16 protein-coding genes are annotated in these 16,544 nt (G+C 60.3%); 9 read left to right on the forward strand and 7 right to left on the reverse strand.

What is annotated here, in order from left to right:
- The first annotated feature begins 129 nt into the window (after positions 1-129).
- The 3 genes from ade (at position 130) to FAA97_RS15030 (ending at position 3,275) form a co-directional block, all read left to right on the forward strand.
- Positions 130-1,824 carry an adenine deaminase gene (gene ade, locus FAA97_RS15015; RefSeq protein WP_136599382.1) on the forward strand — a complete coding sequence of 565 codons (1,695 nt, stop codon included), beginning with the start codon at positions 130-132 and terminating at the stop codon, positions 1,822-1,824.
- A 52-nt stretch (positions 1,825-1,876) separates the two neighbouring features.
- On the forward strand, positions 1,877-2,077 hold the full coding sequence (locus FAA97_RS15020; RefSeq protein WP_136599383.1) for a hypothetical protein: 201 nt from the start codon (positions 1,877-1,879) through the stop codon (positions 2,075-2,077).
- Between the two features lie 409 nt (positions 2,078-2,486).
- Positions 2,487-3,275, forward strand: a complete 789-nt coding sequence (locus FAA97_RS15030) for a potassium channel family protein (RefSeq protein ID WP_136599385.1) — start codon at positions 2,487-2,489, stop codon at positions 3,273-3,275.
- Positions 3,276-3,278: 3 nt separating this feature from the next.
- Here FAA97_RS15030 and aac(6') read toward each other — a convergent pair whose 3' ends face one another.
- Together aac(6') and bglA are read right to left on the reverse strand one after the other, a co-directional pair.
- The gene (gene aac(6'), locus FAA97_RS15035) at positions 3,279-3,728 is read right to left on the reverse strand and encodes an aminoglycoside 6'-N-acetyltransferase (RefSeq protein WP_136599386.1); all 450 of its coding nucleotides are present in this window, start codon (positions 3,726-3,728) and stop codon (positions 3,279-3,281) included.
- A 2-nt stretch (positions 3,729-3,730) separates the two neighbouring features.
- Entirely contained in the window at positions 3,731-5,389 is a 1,659-nt protein-coding gene (bglA, locus tag FAA97_RS15040) for a beta-galactosidase BglA (protein ID WP_136599387.1), read from the reverse strand.
- Positions 5,390-5,589: 200 nt separating this feature from the next.
- On the opposite strand from bglA, the gene FAA97_RS15045 reads away from it, so the two are divergent.
- A complete protein-coding gene (locus FAA97_RS15045) occupies positions 5,590-6,684 on the forward strand; it encodes a glycosyltransferase family 4 protein (RefSeq protein WP_136599388.1) in 1,095 nt (364 codons plus the stop codon).
- Between the two features lie 26 nt (positions 6,685-6,710).
- On the opposite strand, the gene der is transcribed toward FAA97_RS15045, so the two are convergent.
- The 3 genes from der to FAA97_RS15060 form a co-directional block, all read right to left on the reverse strand.
- The gene (gene der, locus FAA97_RS15050) at positions 6,711-8,132 is read right to left on the reverse strand and encodes a ribosome biogenesis GTPase Der (protein ID WP_136599389.1); all 1,422 of its coding nucleotides are present in this window, start codon (positions 8,130-8,132) and stop codon (positions 6,711-6,713) included.
- Between the two features lie 37 nt (positions 8,133-8,169).
- Positions 8,170-8,841, reverse strand: coding sequence for a tetratricopeptide repeat protein (locus FAA97_RS15055; RefSeq protein ID WP_136599390.1), 672 nt, complete (start codon positions 8,839-8,841; stop codon positions 8,170-8,172).
- A gap of 113 nt (positions 8,842-8,954) precedes the next feature.
- Positions 8,955-9,533: an NnrU family protein gene (locus FAA97_RS15060; RefSeq protein ID WP_136599391.1), complete on the reverse strand. Its 579-nt coding sequence runs from the start codon at positions 9,531-9,533 to the stop codon at positions 8,955-8,957.
- A gap of 126 nt (positions 9,534-9,659) precedes the next feature.
- Between FAA97_RS15060 and FAA97_RS15065 the strand changes: the two genes are divergently transcribed.
- Complete coding sequence (locus FAA97_RS15065) at positions 9,660-10,718, forward strand: polysaccharide deacetylase family protein (RefSeq protein WP_136599392.1); 1,059 nt, start codon at positions 9,660-9,662, stop codon at positions 10,716-10,718.
- A gap of 12 nt (positions 10,719-10,730) precedes the next feature.
- On the opposite strand, the gene FAA97_RS15070 is transcribed toward FAA97_RS15065, so the two are convergent.
- Positions 10,731-11,615, reverse strand: a complete 885-nt coding sequence (locus tag FAA97_RS15070) for a DMT family transporter (RefSeq protein WP_136599393.1) — start codon at positions 11,613-11,615, stop codon at positions 10,731-10,733.
- 382 nt (positions 11,616-11,997) lie between these two features.
- Here FAA97_RS15070 and FAA97_RS15075 point away from each other — a divergent pair, with 382 nt between their 5' ends.
- From FAA97_RS15075 to FAA97_RS15090, 4 genes are all read left to right on the forward strand, one after another.
- The gene (locus tag FAA97_RS15075) at positions 11,998-13,407 is read left to right on the forward strand and encodes a circularly permuted type 2 ATP-grasp protein (RefSeq protein WP_136599394.1); all 1,410 of its coding nucleotides are present in this window, start codon (positions 11,998-12,000) and stop codon (positions 13,405-13,407) included.
- A gap of 8 nt (positions 13,408-13,415) precedes the next feature.
- On the forward strand, positions 13,416-14,357 hold the full coding sequence (locus FAA97_RS15080; protein WP_136599688.1) for an alpha-E domain-containing protein: 942 nt from the start codon (positions 13,416-13,418) through the stop codon (positions 14,355-14,357).
- 14 nt (positions 14,358-14,371) lie between these two features.
- Positions 14,372-15,202 carry a transglutaminase family protein gene (locus FAA97_RS15085; protein ID WP_136599395.1) on the forward strand — a complete coding sequence of 277 codons (831 nt, stop codon included), beginning with the start codon at positions 14,372-14,374 and terminating at the stop codon, positions 15,200-15,202.
- Positions 15,203-15,291: 89 nt separating this feature from the next.
- A complete protein-coding gene (locus FAA97_RS15090) occupies positions 15,292-15,804 on the forward strand; it encodes a hypothetical protein (protein ID WP_246041506.1) in 513 nt (170 codons plus the stop codon).
- Here the strand turns inward: FAA97_RS15090 and FAA97_RS15095 are convergent.
- Complete coding sequence (locus FAA97_RS15095) at positions 15,795-16,262, reverse strand: MarR family winged helix-turn-helix transcriptional regulator (protein ID WP_246041508.1); 468 nt, start codon at positions 16,260-16,262, stop codon at positions 15,795-15,797. The two genes, FAA97_RS15090 and FAA97_RS15095, sit on opposite strands and share 10 nt — an antisense overlap.
- Positions 16,263-16,544 lie beyond the last annotated feature (282 nt).

The raw sequence follows: 16,544 nt of genomic DNA on the forward strand, positions 1-16,544 counted from the left end.
TGAGTTGAGAGACATGCTAATTGCAATTTGCAACAGTTCTTCGACAAGCGCAAGGATGGGTGCCGCTTTGCGCTCAACAAGCGATCTGGTCTAGAGTGCTGCATTGCAAACGAAGACAGGGGCTATCTGATGACCGACCTCGCACGCCGCATCGACCAGGGCACGGGCCGCGAGACGGCGGACATCGTGCTGAAAGGCGGCCGCTTCTTCGATCTGGTGACCGGCGAACTGGTCGCATCCGACATTGCAATCTGTGGCGAGACCATCGTCGGCACGATCGAGAGCTATGAAGGCGCCGAGGAAATCGACATCTCGGGCAGGATCGTCGTGCCGGGTTTCATCGATACGCATCTGCATATCGAAAGCTCGCTGGTGACGCCGCATGAATTTGACCGCTGCGTGCTGCCTTATGGGGTGACGACGGTTGTCTGCGATCCGCATGAGATTGCCAATGTTCTCGGCACGGAAGGCATCCAGTTCTTCCTCGACAGCGCCGAACAGACGATCATGGACATTCGCGTCCAGCTCTCATCCTGCGTACCGGCGACGCATCTGGAGACCTCCGGCGCAGATTTGCCGATCGAGCGTCTCCTGCCCTTCCGCAACCATCCGAAGGTGATAGGGCTTGCCGAATTCATGAATTTCCCGGGCGTGATCCACAAGGATCCGACCTGCATGGCAAAGCTTGACGCATTTCAGGACGGTCATATCGATGGCCACGCGCCGCTGCTCTCCGGGCGCGATCTGAACGGTTATCTCTCCGCCCGCATCCGCACGGACCATGAATGCACGACCGCCGAAGAGGCGATGGAAAAGATCCGCAAGGGCATGCACATCCTTGTGCGCGAGGGTTCGGTCTCCAAGGATCTGCACGCCTTGATGCCGATCCTGACGGAACGGCTCTCGCCATACCTCGCGCTCTGCACCGATGACCGCAACCCGCTTGACATCGCCGAACAGGGGCATCTCGACTATCTGATCCGGGAGGCGATCCGCAACGGCGTGGCACCGCTTGCCGTGTACCGCGCCGCCTCGATTTCGGCGGCCCGTGCCTTCGGGCTTCGCGATCGCGGCCTGGTGGCGCCGGGCTGGCGCGCCGATCTCGTCGTCATCGACAGCCTGGAAAGCTGCAAGGCCGAGATGGTGCTTGCCGGTGGCCGGCGCGTGACGGACGCGCTTTTCGCCACCCGCAAACCGGTAGCCCCCGTTGGCCTCGACAGCGTCAAGGCAAGGATCGTCAAGGCTGCCGATTTCGCCGTGCCGGTTGCGGAAGGCGAAACCTCGGTGATTGGCGTCATGCCCGGAAAGATCATCACCGAACACCGCCGCTGCCGCTTGCCCACCTTTGGCAACCAGACATCGGTGGATCTGGAGAACGACGTGATCAAGGTCGCCGTGATCGAGCGGCATGGCAAGAACGGCAACCACGCCAATGGTTTTGTTCAGGGATTTGGTTTGAAGAAGGGCGCAATCGCCTCGACTGTCGGCCATGACAGCCACAATATCTGCGTGGTCGGCGTCTCGGAGGAAGACATGGCACATGCCGCCAACCGCCTCACCGATATCAAGGGCGGCTTCGTCGTTGTCGAGGACGGGCGAGTAACCGGCGAAATTCCGCTGCCGGTTGCCGGGCTGATGAGCCTTGAACCCTACGAGAGCGTGCGCGACACGCTGCATCACCTGCGAAAGGCAGCCTATGCGCTAGGGACGACCTTGGAGGAGCCGTTCCTGCAAGTCGCCTTCCTGCCGCTGCCCGTGATCCCGCACTTGAAGATTTCGGACATGGGCATGGTGGATGTCGACCAGTTCAAGCTGATCGGGTGAGGATTGGCAGAAAGAGGATGAGACGTTATCCTTTAAGCAAAGAGGACTTATGATGAGCCGAATTGACCAACTGGTAGAAAGAGTGCGCGAGTTATCACCGGAGGAGTTCGAAACCTTCGCCAACTCGATTGAAGCTCTGCGCTCAGAGCGCTGGGATCAGCAGATCGCCCAAGACTCCGCCAGTGGAAAGCTGGACAAGACGTTGGAGGAAGCTCTTGCTGCGCACTCGAAAGGACAGTCCAGGCCGCTGTGACACACCACGCAACGCCTCAGTTTTGGGCTGGCTATAACGCGCTTCCGAAAGCTGTGCAGCGTTTGGCTGATCGGAATTTCGAACGCCTCAAAGTTGACCCTGACCATCCCTCCCTTCATTTCAAGCAAATCGGCAAAATTTGGTCAGCGCGCGTTGGCATCGGTTATAGAGCCTTGGCGATACGCTCGGGGGACGACTGGATCTGGTTCTGGATTGGCTCGCATGCCGATTATGACAAGCTGCTGGAGCGTTGAGCACAATTCGGATTATGATCACAGACCGCCCACTTGGTCAGACGAAGTCCAAAATCAGAGTCTGGAACGCCGCATGGTCTAATCCGTTATCGGCACGCACGAAGACAAGACTCCGATCTCCCTGCAATGCCGCTTCCATTATTGACGGGAACCCGATGGACGAAGAGACCTCAAAGCCGCTGACACGCACCCTGCGTCAGCACCTCGCTCGCCTCTATTTTGGCCGCGACACCGCCGCGATCCGCTTCCAGTTTACCCTGATGGTGATCGACATCGCGATTATCGGCTTTTTCCTTGCCGGTCCCTATCTGCGCGATCGCCCGAGCTACCTGATCCTCGACTACACGATTGCCGCATGGATTGCGCTCGAACTCGTGGCACAATGGTCAGCGTCCTGGTCGACACGGCGCTTCCTGATGCGACCGATGACCTGGGTCGATATCTTCGTGCTCGGTACGCTTCTCTTTCCGCAATGGCTGTTCAACTTCGCCTTCCTGCGTGTTGCACGCATCTGGGCGGTTGCCCAACGGCCGATCTTCAAGCTCATGCTGAAGCGCATGGGCCTGAAGGAGCAGACGGATGTCGTCACCGCCTTCATCAACCTTTTTGTCTTCCTCTTTCTGGTCACCGGCTTCGTCTACAGCTTCTTCTTCTATCGCGAAGATGCCGGCACCGGGTTTATCGATGCGCTGTACTTCACCGTGGCAACCGTTACCACGACAGGCTTTGGCGATATCACCCTGCCCGGCACATTCGGCAAGCTGACATCCATTGTCACGATGATCATTGGCATCTCGCTCTTTGTCCGGCTGGCACAGGCCATCGTGCGGCCTTACAAGGTTACCTTCCCCTGCCCCGAATGCGGCCTGCAGCGGCACGATGCCGATGCCGTGCATTGCAAGGCCTGCGGCCACATCCTCAATATCCCCGATGATGGCGAGTGAGGGTCAGAGCGACTTGCGAAAGTAGACCACCCTCTCCGTTTCCTCAAAGCCGAGAGCAGCGTGCAGCGCATGCGAGGTGTCATTGTCGGCAGCAGCATCGGAGGCGATTTCTGTGACACCTCGTGCGACGGCCCAGTCGCACACCGCGCCGACGAGGGCTGACGCCACCCCGAAGCGCCGGTGTTCGGGCTCAACAAAAATGCCTTCGAGAAAGGCAACCGGCGATGTGGTGCAGCCGTTGACATGGTCCGAGCGGAGGCTTGCCTCGGCAAAACCGGACAACACACCACCAGGCGACACGCAGACGAATGCCGCGAACCGGTCGGGCTGCGTGAGAGCGTCCGCAACCTCGTCGCGGTGACCATCCAAGGAGAGACTGGGCCACAGCCTGTGCCGGAGCTCTACCCATGCCTCCAGATCGCGAACATCGGCTCTGCGCACGAGATGTTTCATCCTCAGAACCTCGCACAGAAGCCGTTCAATGGGCCGATATGAATCTCGCCATCGACAAGCCTGCCTTCAAGCCCCGGCATGGGCACTGTGTCCCTTATGGCAAGCTTCTGCGGTAGCCTGATCTCCTGCGGACCGCGCCGCAAATTGAACACGAAAAGAAAACGCTCCTCCCCCAGGGTTCGGGTGAAGGCAAGAACATCCTCATTCGTTTCGAGGAAGTCCATGTCGCCACTGAGAAGAGCCGGATAGGCTTTGCGGAAGGCAAGCACGGCGCGGTAATGTGCAAGAACCGACTGCGGGTCAGCCTCCTGGACATCGACGGACAGAGGGACATGCTCCCCCGGCACCGGCAGCCAGGGTTTTGCCGTGGAGAACCCCGCCTGCGGCGCATCCGCTTCCCAGACCATCGGTGTGCGGCATCCGTCGCGGCCCTTGAAGGCCGGCCAGAAGCGGATGCCATAGGGGTCGCGCAAATCCTCAAAGGCGAGATCCGCCTCCGGCAGGCCGAGCTCTTCGCCCTGATAGAGGCAGATTGAGCCGCGCAGGCTCGCCAGCACCGAGATGGCAATCTTGGCGACCGCCGCCTGCTCGGCGGCATTGTGCGCAAAGCGACTGACATGACGGTGCACGTCATGGTTCGAGAAGGCCCAGCACACCCAGCCGTCGGCCACATGTCGATGGAAGGACTGGACGCAATGGCGAATGTGATTGGGGGTGAAATCCGGACCGAGCAGATCGAAGGTATAGCACATGTGCAGCTTGTCGCCGCCGGAGGTGTAAGACGCCACCGTCTTCAGCGAGCGTGCGCCGTCCCCCACCTCGCCGACCGTCGTGCGATCGGGGTATTCGTCCATAAGCGCCCGAAAGCGTTTGAGGAATTCCACGTTTTCCGGCTGCGTCTTGTCGTAGAGATGGCTCTGCATGCCATAGGGATTGACGTCGGGCGCATCGAGGCCGGCGTCCTCGCTATCAGGCACATGCGGTGGATTGTCTCGCAGTTCCTCGTCATGGAAATAGTAGTTCACCGTGTCCAGCCGGAAGCCATCGACACCACGATCGAGCCAGAAGCGGACGCTATCCAGCACGGCATCCTGCACATCGCGATTGTGGAAATTGAGGTCCGGCTGCGAGGTGAGGAAATTGTGCATGTAATACTGCTTGCGCACCCCGTCCCACTCCCAGGCCGGCCCGCCAAAGACAGACAGCCAGTTGTTGGGTGCTGTGCCGTCCGGCTTGGCTGCCGCCCAGACAAACCAGTCGGCCTTCGGATTGTCCCGGCTCGTGCGGCTTTCCTTGAACCAAGGATGCTGGTCGGACGTGTGCGAGATCACCTGATCGATGATCACCTTCAGCCCGAGTGCGTGAGCCCTTTCCATCATGACGTCGAAATCGGCAAGTGTGCCGAACATGGGATCGACATCGCAGTAGTCGGAGACATCATAGCCCATATCCGCCTGCGGCGAGGTGAAGAAGGGCGAAAGCCAGATCGCATCGACACCGAGCGACGCAATATAAGGCAGCCGCTCGATGATGCCCTTGATGTCACCAATGCCGTCGCCGCTCGTATCCTGGAAGGACCGGGGATAGACCTGGTAGATGACGGCCCCACGCCACCAGTCGGGGTTCTTCGATGTGGCGGATGTCGCAGGCGATTTGGTCATGCTGTCGTCCTTCGGCTGGTCTCGGGAGGCGGTTAAGGGCGGGCACCGGCAAGCCAAACGCCTTGGCGCGCAATTGTCAAACCGGTTCGCAAGGAGAGACTGACATCAAGCTGTAATGTTCCCGCCGCATAACCACCAAAGAGCCATTTTGCAGCGGAATCGCCGAAAAATCGCGGCGCTTCGGAGAAGGGCGGCGCAGCATGCCGAAACTCACCATCGTCACCGATGCCTGGCATCCGCAGGTGAACGGCGTTGTCCGTTCCATTGAAACGACAAACCGAGAATTGGCGAAAATTGGCGTCGACGTCTCGATGATCACGCCGGAGCCTTTCGCCAGCGTTCCCATGCCGACCTACCCCGAAATCCGCCTGTCGCTGGCCTGGCCCGGTGAGGTGGGTCGGATGATCGAGGCCGAGAAGCCGGACTATGTCCACATCGCAACCGAAGGACCTCTGGGACTGATGGCGCGGCGCTGGTGCCTGCGAAACGGGCAGCCTTTTTCGACCAGCTACCACACGCGCTTCCCCGAATATGTCGCAGCCCGCATCCCCGTCCCGCTGACCTGGCTCTACGCCTTCGTGCGCTGGTTCCACAATCGCGGCGGGGCCTGCATGGTGGCAACCGAAAGCCTGCGCCGGGAACTCCAGGCCAAGGGCATCAAGAATTTGAGCCTGTGGAGCCGCGGCATCGACACGACACTCTTTCGCCCCCGGGAAAAGACAGCAAAGCCATTCGGTCTCACGCGCCCGATCTTCATGACCGTCGGCCGTGTGGCGGTCGAAAAGAACCTTCCCGCCTTTCTCGACCTCGACCTCCCCGGCACGAAGGTGGTTGTCGGCGACGGCCCTGCGCGCGAGGAATTGCAGGCGCGCTATCCGGATGTACTGTTCACCGGCATGAAGCATGGCGAGGATCTGGCCGCGACCTATGCCGAGGCCGATGTCTTCGTCTTTCCGTCGAAGACAGACACGTTCGGAAATACCATTCTCGAGGCGCTCGCCTCTGGCGTTCCGGTCGCAGCGCATCCTGTCACCGGTCCGGCAGACATCATTCCCCAGGGCTCCGACGCTGGCGCGCTGCACCACGACCTGCGACAAGCGTGCCTCACCGCCCTAAATGCATCGCGGACATCAGCGCGTCGGCTGGCCGAGACCTATTCCTGGGAAGCGGCGACACAACAGTTCTTCGACAATGTCGTGGAAGCCAGGGAGCAGCGCCGTCGGCGGGGCTTGCGGCAACGGTTCGGCATACGCCCGACCGAGGCCAATATTCGTGGAAACCCGGCTGCCGAATAGCCGGGTCTTGCGCCTGATGTCAGCGATTATCGCTTCTTCTTGCGGCCCTCGAACGGATTGTCGCCCGCCTTGAGATGGATGCGGATCGGCACGCCCGGCATGTCGAAATCGGCGCGCAGACCATTGGTCAGATAACGGATATAGCTTTCCGGCAGGGCATCGGGCCGCGTGCAGGAAATCATGAAGGCCGGCGGGCGGGCCTTGACCTGCGTCATGTATTTCAGCTTCAGGCGACGCCCGGACACCGCCGGCGGCGGATGCTGCGTGGTGACGGAATCGAGCCAGCGGTTGAGCTTCGAAGTCGAGATACGCTTGTTCCACACCTTGTCGGTGTCGATGATGTTCTGCATCAGCTTGTCGAGAGCGTAACCGGTCTGGCCGGAAATCGGCACGGCGCGAATGCCGCGCGCCTGCGGCAGGAGCCGTTCGGTCTTTTCACGCAGGTCCGCAAGCACCGCCTGCTGATCTTCCACGAGATCCCACTTGTTGAAGGCAAGCACGGCAGCCCGGCCTTCGCGCAGGCAAAGATCGACGATCTGGATATCCTGTTTCTCGAAGGGAATGGTGGCATCGAAGACGATGACAACGGTTTCGGCAAAGCGGATAGCCCGAAGCGTGTCGGCGACCGAGAGCTTTTCGAGCTTTTCCTGCACGCGCGCCTTGCGGCGCATGCCGGCCGTGTCGAACATCTTGATGGTGCGGCCGCGCCAATCCCATTCGACCGAAATGCTGTCGCGCGTGATGCCCGCTTCCGGACCCGTCAGCAGACGGTCTTCACCCAGAAAGCGGTTGATCAGTGTCGACTTGCCGGCATTCGGGCGACCGACAATCGCCACGCGCAGCGGCTTGCTGTCGTCGTATTCCGGCTCGAAATCCTCGTCTTCGAATTCGTCATCGTCGCGCAGGACAATATCGGTTTCGGCGACATCGTCGGGTTCAGGAAACGCGCGTTCTTCGCCCAACGCCTCGACGATCGCATCGCGCAGGTCGATCATGCCCTGGCCGTGTTCAGCGGAGATCGGCACCGGTTCGCCGAGGCCCAGCGTATAGGCGTCGTAGAAGCCAGCATCCGAACCGCGGGCTTCCGACTTGTTGGCAACCAGAACAACAGGCTTGCCGCGGCGACGCAGCATTTCGGCAAGCGACTGGTCGATCTGAGTCAGGCCGTATTTGGCGTCGACAACGAACAGCGAGAGGTCAGCCTCGTCGATGGCGGCTTCCGTCTGGGCGCGCATGCGGCCTTCAAGCGTGTCCGGGCCGGCCTCTTCCAGGCCAGCCGTGTCGATGATGGTGAAGCGCAGGTCCACGAGCTTGGCCTCGCCCGGACGGCGGTCACGGGTGACGCCCGGCGTATCGTCGACAAGCGCCAGCTTCTTCCCCACCAGACGGTTGAAAAGCGTGGACTTGCCGACATTCGGGCGACCGACGATGGCGACTGTGAAACTCATGGAAACTAGCCTTCTGACCCTTTTGGCCGTGTTGTCTTTACGACGCCTTGCCGGATGCCGTGATGTTGTCGAGCAGCATCTGGGCGCGGCTGCCGACATTGCGCGGCGTCTCGGTGTCTTCGGTGATCTGCTCAAGCCACTCGCGCGCACGCGTCATGTCGCCCGCCTTGTAGGCGGCAAGGCCAAGCACTTCGCGGGCGCTGTGGCGCATGGAATGCGTCGGCGTCGCCATGACTTCCACGAGAGCGGAAATCTCGTCATAGGTGCCGGTATCGACCAGGATCCAGGCGGCCCGCTGCTTGGCGGCATCCCGCACGGCCTCAGGAACAGACGTATCGGCAGCAATGCCGCGGAAGGCTTCGACCGCTGCAGCAAGCTCGCCCTTTTCCGCCTGCAGGGCGGCGATCCGGAAGCGGGCGAGGATGTCATAGGCGCCGTAGCCATCCTGCTCCAGAACCTTCAAGGCGGCTTCCGCCTCATCGCGCTTGCCCTGCTCGGCGAGCGTCAGGGCGGCAATGAACTTGTCGCCGGCGTCAGAGGCCTGGGTGGTGTCCCAATGGTTCCACAGACGATGGCCCGCCGTACCGAGAATGATCAGCACGGCGAAGGCAATGATGAAGCGGCTGTAGCGCTTCCAGGCATTGCGCACCTGATCGGAGCGGAGCTCCTCATTGACTTCGCGGATAAAGCTGTCGTTCTGGTCAACCATTCACATTTCCGGAACAGGCGTCCGGCTCCAATTGGCATGCAGTGTCTTTGATTGCCGGCTTCTAGCGGATTTTCGCAGGTTTGTAAGCGGAAATCCGCCAAAATCCTTAAGCCTCACATCGGAAGCGGCGAAACGCCGATCAGAAGCGCGTGAAGCCAGAAGGTGATCAGGACCCAGCTGAGAAGGCCAAGCGCGATGGCAGCCAGATCCCATTTCGCTGAGACGAAGACTTTCGGCTGGATTTCGCCGGCTTGCAGACGTCGCTTGTAGTTGATGCGCAGCACGACGCCGTAGGCCAGCAGCGACACGAAGAGAAGGACGGAGGCGAGATCGCCATTGGCAAGAAGATGCGCAAGAGCCCAGATCTTGATCGACAGAACGATGGGATGCTTGGTCTTCGCTGCAATGTGACCGGCCGGCAGGAAGCCTGAACAGAGAATGATCATGGCCGGCAGCATCAAGGTCAATGTGAGATGGTTCATGCCGAGAGGCGGGAACCACAGATTGACATAGGGCGCGGTCGCATACCCCCAGATGAGCAGGGCGAGCGTCAGAATGCTGAGGACCGAGTGCAGGCCTCTCCAGCCCGTTTCGCCGAGACGGGCAATCATGGTGTTGCGAAAGCCGGGCGCGACGACGCGAATGAGATGCACCGCGAGAAACAGAACAATGCCAAGAAGCAGAAGTGCCATTATCGAGACCTTTCAAGGGAATATGCGCCAGCCTTACTGCCGACAGCCGGGAATTGCCAGCATGTTCAAAGCTTCGCCGCATTTCAATGACACAGAACGCCGCGACGTTGAGTGGGGACTGATTTCATGGTCAAGCGTATTGTCGCCCTTCTGCTGGGGGCTCTTGCCCTTCATGGCACCAGCCTGCCTGCGGCTGCAGAAGCAAATGGTGACGGCAAGGCTGCCGCCAAGCCACGGCAGATCATCCTCATTTCATTCGATGGCGCCCTCGACAACCGGCTCTGGCAACGCAGCCGGGATTTCGCCCGCCGCAGCAATATCGACTTCACCTATTTCCTTTCCTGCGCGACGCTGATCCCGCGCGAGCGCGCGGCAGACTACAAAGCGCCGGGAATGAAGGCGGGGCGCTCCAATATCGGTTTTGCGCCAACGGTCGAGGATGTCGCAACCCGCCTCGATCACATCTGGGCGGCGCGAAACGAAGGCCATGAGATCGCCAACCATACCTGCGGCCACTTCGACGGCAAGGAATGGTCTCGCGAGGAGTGGCTGACGGAATTCAAGACATTCGACCGCGTCATGCGGGACGCCTGGAAGGACAATGGCCTTGCCGACCAGGAACCTGAAGGCTGGTCCGACTTCGTGCGCAACGACATTTCCGGCTTCCGCGCACCGTATCTCTCAGCGCCCGACAGCCTTTTTGCCGCGCAGAAGGCACATGGATATCGCTTCGATGCCAGCACGGTCACCGATGCGCCGCTGCCGCCGAAGGAGAAGAAGGGCCTTTATCGCTTCGGCCTTCCGCTCATCCCCGAGGGCCCGAGCGACCGCAAGATCATCGCAATGGACTACAATCTCTTCATTCGCCATTCCGCCGGCATCGATCATCCGAGCAAGGCGGCGGATTTCACCGAACGCAGCTACAAGGCCTTCCGTGCTGCCTTCGACGCACAATATCATGGCGACCGCGTGCCGCTGCAGATCGGCCTGCATTTTGTCGAGATGAACGGCGGCGCCTATTGGGCCGCGATGGAACGGCTGGCGGCAGACGTCTGCCACCTGCCGGATGTCGCTTGCGTCACCTACAGCAAGGCGCTTGCCCTGATGGCGGATGACCGACGAAGGCTCGCCCAATCCGGCCAGAGACAGGACGCTATCGAAGCGACAGGCTCACTGACGCCCTGATCCCCTGCCCGATCAGTCCTTGTCCGCTTTTGTCCTGCGGTTTGTCAGATAGACGCCGATCATCACGATCAGGGTTCCAACGATCATCGGCAGTGTCAGGTCTTCGCCAAAGAAAAGTGCTGCCTCGATCGCGGCCAGGGGTGGAACCAGATAGATCAGGGAGGCTGCCTTCGAGACCTCCCCCTGCCGCACCAGGTGCAGGAGAAGGGCAACCGCGCCCATCGAAATCCCGAGAACCGACCAGACGAGCACGGCGAAGAAACCGATCTCCCAGTCGACATGCATATCCTCAAGCAGGAAAGCAGCCGGCAAGGTGACGGCAAGCGCACCGACATATTGCAGCGTGGCCACCGCCCGCAGATCGCCGTGTTTGAGAAAGCGCTTCTGATAGATCGTGCCGGCCGTGACGAAGACCATGGCGACCACGTTCACGGCCACGGCATAGCCCGGAATGCTGACGGCATCGAGTGCCAGCACATTGGGCAGCACGGCAACCGCAATTCCGACAAAGCCCAGCGCAAGGCCGAGGCGCTGGACCCCGCTCAAGCGCTCACCGACGATGAGGCCTGCAGCCACGGCCGTCATCAGCGGTTGGAGGCCGGCAATGATGCCTGAAAGGGCCGCTGGAACGCCCTGCCCGATCGCCCACCAGACGAGCCCGAGATAAAGCCCGTGCAGGAAAACGCCGGAGACAATCGCATGCCACCAGCCGCTTTTCGTCTTTGGCCACGCCACACCGGCAAAGCGGCACACGGCATAAAACAGGATCACCGCCGACAGATAGCGAATGACCAGGAACGTTAGGGGATCCGCATAGACTGCTGCATACTTGGCAGATACCCAGCCGGTGGACCAGAGAAGCACAAAAAGGGCGGGCGCAAGCCGGGTAAGGGTCATTGACGATCTTTCAATTATGTCCCGCCACAACGTCAAAATCGAAGCGCGGGCAAAGCTCGGTAGGCCCTGCTGCCCGCCAGGTCAAAGCAGATTTGCTGATCGCTTCATTGAAATCCGTTGAGCCTGAAGACGTCAGAAAAAATCATCACAAAATTCGCCCAAAGATTAGGCAGATCGGGCGGCCCCATATGACGGCAAACGCCGACAGAGCGGGCAAGAAGACATGGCCGCCCTACAACTCTCCGAAGAACCGCCCAAAGTCTGTGCGATTGCCGCGCTTTTAAGCGCAGGCTTTGTCAGCACTTTCTGACATGCCGGCCAATCAGCGGCTTGCATTGCGCAAATGGTTGTACTCAAATGGGAAAAAAAGGGGACGGCGCCATTGGCATTCGATGAGATGATCACGGCGGGAGAGACGCCGCGAGGACCATATCAGACCTACCACAACTGGTATTCCAGCCAGGATCCGGCGAGACTTCTCAACAAGTCGCGCGACGCGGAAAACATCTTCCGCAAGACGGGAATCACCTTTGCCGTCTACGGCCACGAAGACTCCTCCGAAAAGCTCATCCCCTTCGACATCATCCCGCGCATCATATCGGGCCGGGAGTGGCGCAAGCTCGCGCAGGGCATCGAACAGCGTGTTCTGGCACTCAACGCCTTTCTTGACGACATCTATCACAAGCAGGAAATCATCAAGGCTGGCAGGATCCCGCGCGAACTCATTGAAAACAATGAGGCATTCCTTCCTGAAATGATCGGCTTCCGGCCGCCGGGCGGCGTCTACACCCATATCGTCGGCACCGACATTGTGAGAACCGGCGAAGACCAGTTCTACGTGCTCGAAGACAATGCCCGCACCCCCTCCGGCGTCTCCTACATGCTGGAGAACCGGGAAACCATGATGCAGATGTTTCCGGAGCTCTTCCAGCTCAACAAGGTGCAGCGTGTCGAAGACTATCCGCATCTCTTGCGCCAGTCGCTCGCCTCGCTGGCGCCTCCTGGCTGCAAGGGCAAGCCGCGCGTGGCGGTGCTCACCCCCGGCATCTACAATTCCGCCTATTACGAGCACTCTTTCCTTGCCGACATGATGGGTGTGGAACTTGTCGAAGGTTCGGATCTGCGCGTCATCGACGGCAAGGTGAAGATGCGCACGACGCGCGGCTACGAGGCGATCGACGTGCTCTATCGCCGCGTTGACGACGACTTCCTCGATCCGCTGACATTCCGGCCCGACAGCTGCCTCGGCGTGCCCGGCATCATGGATGTCTACCGCGCCGGCAACATCACCATCGCCAATGCGCCCGGCACCGGCATTTCGGACGACAAGGCGATCTACTCCTACATGCCGGAGATCGTGGAGTTCTACACCGGTCGCAAGGCAATCCTCGAAAACGTGCCGACCTGGCGCTGCTCGGAAGCCGACAGCCTGAAATACGTGCTCGAACACCTGAGCGAACTCGTGGTCAAGGAGGTGCACGGCTCCGGCGGATACGGCATGCTGGTCGGCCCGACCGCGACAAAGCAGGAATGCGCCGATTTCGCCGAAAAGCTGAAAGCCCGCCCCTCCAACTACATCGCCCAGCCGACACTGTCGCTTTCGACCGTGCCGATCCTCGTCGACAAGGGGATCGCACCCCGCCATGTCGACCTTCGCCCTTACGTCCTCGTCTCCGACAAGGTGCAGATCATTCCCGGTGGTTTGACGCGTGTCGCCCTGAAAGAAGGGTCGCTCGTGGTCAATTCCAGCCAGGGCGGCGGCACCAAGGACACCTGGGTATTGGAGGATTGAGGATGGTGATGCTCGGAAGAACCGCCAACGGCCTCTACTGGATGTTCCGCTACATCGAGCGGGCGGAAAACATCGCGCGCCTCGTCGATGCGGGGCTTCGCATGTCGCTGACCCGCTCCGGCGCCTCTGATGACGACTGGGACGCCGTCTTGCAGAGTGCGGATGTGCGCGCACTCTATGCCGAACACTGCGGCAAGCTCACCTCAAGCGATGCCATCGATTTTCTGCTGCGCGATCCCGCCAACCCTTCGAGCGTCATGTCCTGCATCGACGCGGGGCGCAATAATGCCCGTATGGTGCGAACCGCTTTGACGCGGGAAACCTGGGAAGCGACCAACGAATGCTGGATCGAGCTCAAACAGATCCTCACGGGCAAGCTCAAATCCTCCGATCTGCCGGAGGTCATCGACACAGTCAAACGCCGGGCCGGCCTCATCCGCGGCGCCTTTCACGGCTCCATGCTGCGCAACGAGATCTACAACTTTGCCCGCATCGGCACCTTCATCGAGCGCGCCGACAATACCAGCCGCATCCTTGACGTGAAGTATTACGTGCTCTTGCCGGCGATCACCCATGTCGGCTCCTCGCTCGACAACATGCAGTGGGAATCGATCCTGCGCTCGGTCTCGGCCCATCGCTCCTATCGCTGGACCTATGACGGCGAGTACCGCGCCGCCAACATTGCGGATTTTCTCATCCTCAACGGCCAGATGCCGCGATCGCTCGCCTATTGCTGCGAAAAGATCGCCTCCAACCTCGCCTATATCGGCAAGGATTATGGCGAACGGCTCGACGCGCATGAAACGGCGGATGCCACGTTGGCCTTGCTGAAATCCACCACGATCGAGAAGATCATGGATCAGGGCCTGCACGAATTCCTGGACGACTTCATTGCCCGCAACAACCGGTTGGGCAGTGAAATCACCGAAGGCTACCGTTTCTACAGTTAAGCAGGACTGGCGCCATGCGTTTGCGGATCACCCACACCACAGACTATCGCTATGATGACCCGGTGCATTATTCGCTGCAGCGCCTGCGCCTGACGCCACAAACGGGGCCAGGGCAAACGGTGCGCCAGTGGTCGATCGAGGTCGATGGCGCCAAGGTTGAGGCCGGTTATGCCGATCAGTTCGGCAACCAGACCCATCTGGTCTCCATGGAAGGCGAAAGCCATCGCGTGCACATCGTCGCCTCCGGCGAGGTCGAGACGGAGGATCGTGCGGGCGTGTTCGGCCCGCATCAGGGGTTTGTACCGCTCTGGCTTTATCTGCGCGCAAGCCCGCGCACGCTGGCCGGACCACGCATCACCGCGCTGGTGGAAAGCCTTGAGGGCGACAGCGATCTGGCCCGCATGCACGACATGATGGAGAAGCTCAACGGCCTGATCCGCTACGAACCTGGCGCGACCGGCACGGAGACGACGGCCGAAGAAGCACTCGAAGCCGGTGCCGGGGTTTGTCAGGATCACACCCATGCGATGATTTCCGCTGCCCGCCATATGGGTCTGCCGGCCCGCTATGTCTCGGGATATCTGATGATGGATGACAGCATCGAACAATCAGCCAGCCATGCCTGGGCGGAGGTGCATTTGCAGGGTCTGGGCTGGGTCGGTTTCGATGCTGCCAACAGACATTGCCCGGATGAACGGTATGTCCGGCTTGCCTCAGGCCTGTGTTATGCCGACGCCGCCCCCGTATCGGGTCTGCGGCTTGGGCCGGCCGGCGAAAACCTCAGCGTCACCCTGACGGTAGAGCCGGTCGGTCAAAGCCAGAGCCAGAGCCAGTCCCAGAACTGAGCCCCAGGCCTCCTTCAAGGCAGGCACGCAAGCCCGACACCATGCAACTATGCTGCACTCCGCTTGCAGCCTTGCATGTTCGGAGACAGATGGTGTTGTTTGGAAGATCCCTGTTCCAGTCCGTGGTGGATCGCTTGTTGCATGAGGCGGAGAGCGCCGAAGAGGCCGTCGATCAGACCGGCACGGATTTCCGCATCCGGGGGTTTGGCGCAGGATTCGTCGCCGCGCGCCCCGCAGCAGCGTCCACGGACAGCGCAAGCAGAAGCGCCGATGCCTATCTGGAGATCATGGAGGATTTCAAGCCCGAGCCGCCGCCTGCCGCAGCAGAGATAGTCCCGACACCGCCAATCTGGATCAACCGGCTCTCGCCCGAGGAAATCGGCGCCGATCTTGCCATCTCAGCCGATGACGACAGCGATACGCTGATGGAAAAGCGCCGGATCTTTGCCCGGGAAAACCACCCCGACCGTGTCGACCTGCGCTTTGCCGATGCGGCAACCACCCGCATGAAGATCGCCAACCTGCTGATCGATGATGCGATCAGGGCGAGACGCCTGCAATCCTGCACGATACCCGTGTCGCAGGACCGTCGTCAGTCGTAAAGCCGCTGCAGCAGCGTATTGACGGTATCGCGCTCGCCAACGCCCCCCAGCTGCTCCAGCACCCAGCGCTCGTGATCGAGCCAGATCGGCATGAGTTCGGAAAGATAGGCCTCACCAGCCGGCGTCATGTAAAGCGACTGCACGCGGCGGTCGGTCTCGGATTTGCGCCGCTCGATGAACCCCTTGTTTTCCAGGCCATCCACGATTGCGACGAAATTCGCGCGCTGAATGCCCAGCGCTTCGGCGACCTCGCTCTGCTTTGCCCCTTCATTGCGGGTCAAAAGCAGAAGCACGGCAAAATCTGTCGGCCGCAACCCCTTGGATGAAAAAGCTTCATTAAAGTGTTGAAATACAGCAAGCTGCGCACGTCGCAGTCGATAGCCGACGGCGTCGTCCATGGCCGAGAAGTCGAGTTTCGACTCCATCGGCTGCAATTGATCAGTCCCAGCATCACGCATTTATGCGCCTTTTATTATATTTACCCCTAAGAATGAACTAAATATGCCCATCCCTTCAAAGCATGATCTTTACCTATATGCACCGCACACTCAAGGGCGGTGACAGGCTCGTGACAGGTTTCCCATCAAATTTATTGGATTAAACCAATAAATGCCGCATTTCTGGAGCGCTCGATCACCCCTATCGAGCCCAACCGGGGACAGTGCGCCTCGATCTGCGTTTTTGCGATTGAAGCGGGCGAGCGACTAGGTTATGACCGCTCTCGGAACGGCGAATTGATC

This window comes from Peteryoungia ipomoeae, from assembly GCF_004912165.1.
In the GTDB taxonomy this organism is placed as follows: Bacteria; Pseudomonadota; Alphaproteobacteria; order Rhizobiales; family Rhizobiaceae; genus Allorhizobium; species Allorhizobium ipomoeae.

Excerpts from the sequence above, each read along its gene's own strand:
- ade (WP_136599382.1), top strand. The coding sequence starts at position 130 with ATGACCGACCTCGCACGCCGCATCGACCAGGGCACGGGCCGCGAGACG.
- FAA97_RS15020 (WP_136599383.1), top strand. The coding sequence starts at position 1,877 with ATGAGCCGAATTGACCAACTGGTAGAAAGAGTGCGCGAGTTATCACCG.
- FAA97_RS15030 (WP_136599385.1), top strand. The coding sequence starts at position 2,487 with ATGGACGAAGAGACCTCAAAGCCGCTGACACGCACCCTGCGTCAGCAC.
- bglA (WP_136599387.1), bottom strand. The coding sequence starts at position 5,389 with ATGACCAAATCGCCTGCGACATCCGCCACATCGAAGAACCCCGACTGG.
- FAA97_RS15045 (WP_136599388.1), top strand. The coding sequence starts at position 5,590 with ATGCCGAAACTCACCATCGTCACCGATGCCTGGCATCCGCAGGTGAAC.
- der (WP_136599389.1), bottom strand. The coding sequence starts at position 8,132 with ATGAGTTTCACAGTCGCCATCGTCGGTCGCCCGAATGTCGGCAAGTCC.
- FAA97_RS15055 (WP_136599390.1), bottom strand. The coding sequence starts at position 8,841 with ATGGTTGACCAGAACGACAGCTTTATCCGCGAAGTCAATGAGGAGCTC.
- FAA97_RS15060 (WP_136599391.1), bottom strand. The coding sequence starts at position 9,533 with ATGGCACTTCTGCTTCTTGGCATTGTTCTGTTTCTCGCGGTGCATCTC.
- FAA97_RS15065 (WP_136599392.1), top strand. The coding sequence starts at position 9,660 with ATGGTCAAGCGTATTGTCGCCCTTCTGCTGGGGGCTCTTGCCCTTCAT.
- FAA97_RS15070 (WP_136599393.1), bottom strand. The coding sequence starts at position 11,615 with ATGACCCTTACCCGGCTTGCGCCCGCCCTTTTTGTGCTTCTCTGGTCC.
- FAA97_RS15080 (WP_136599688.1), top strand. The coding sequence starts at position 13,416 with ATGCTCGGAAGAACCGCCAACGGCCTCTACTGGATGTTCCGCTACATC.
- FAA97_RS15085 (WP_136599395.1), top strand. The coding sequence starts at position 14,372 with ATGCGTTTGCGGATCACCCACACCACAGACTATCGCTATGATGACCCG.
- FAA97_RS15090 (WP_246041506.1), top strand. The coding sequence starts at position 15,292 with ATGGTGTTGTTTGGAAGATCCCTGTTCCAGTCCGTGGTGGATCGCTTG.
- FAA97_RS15095 (WP_246041508.1), bottom strand. The coding sequence starts at position 16,262 with ATGCGTGATGCTGGGACTGATCAATTGCAGCCGATGGAGTCGAAACTC.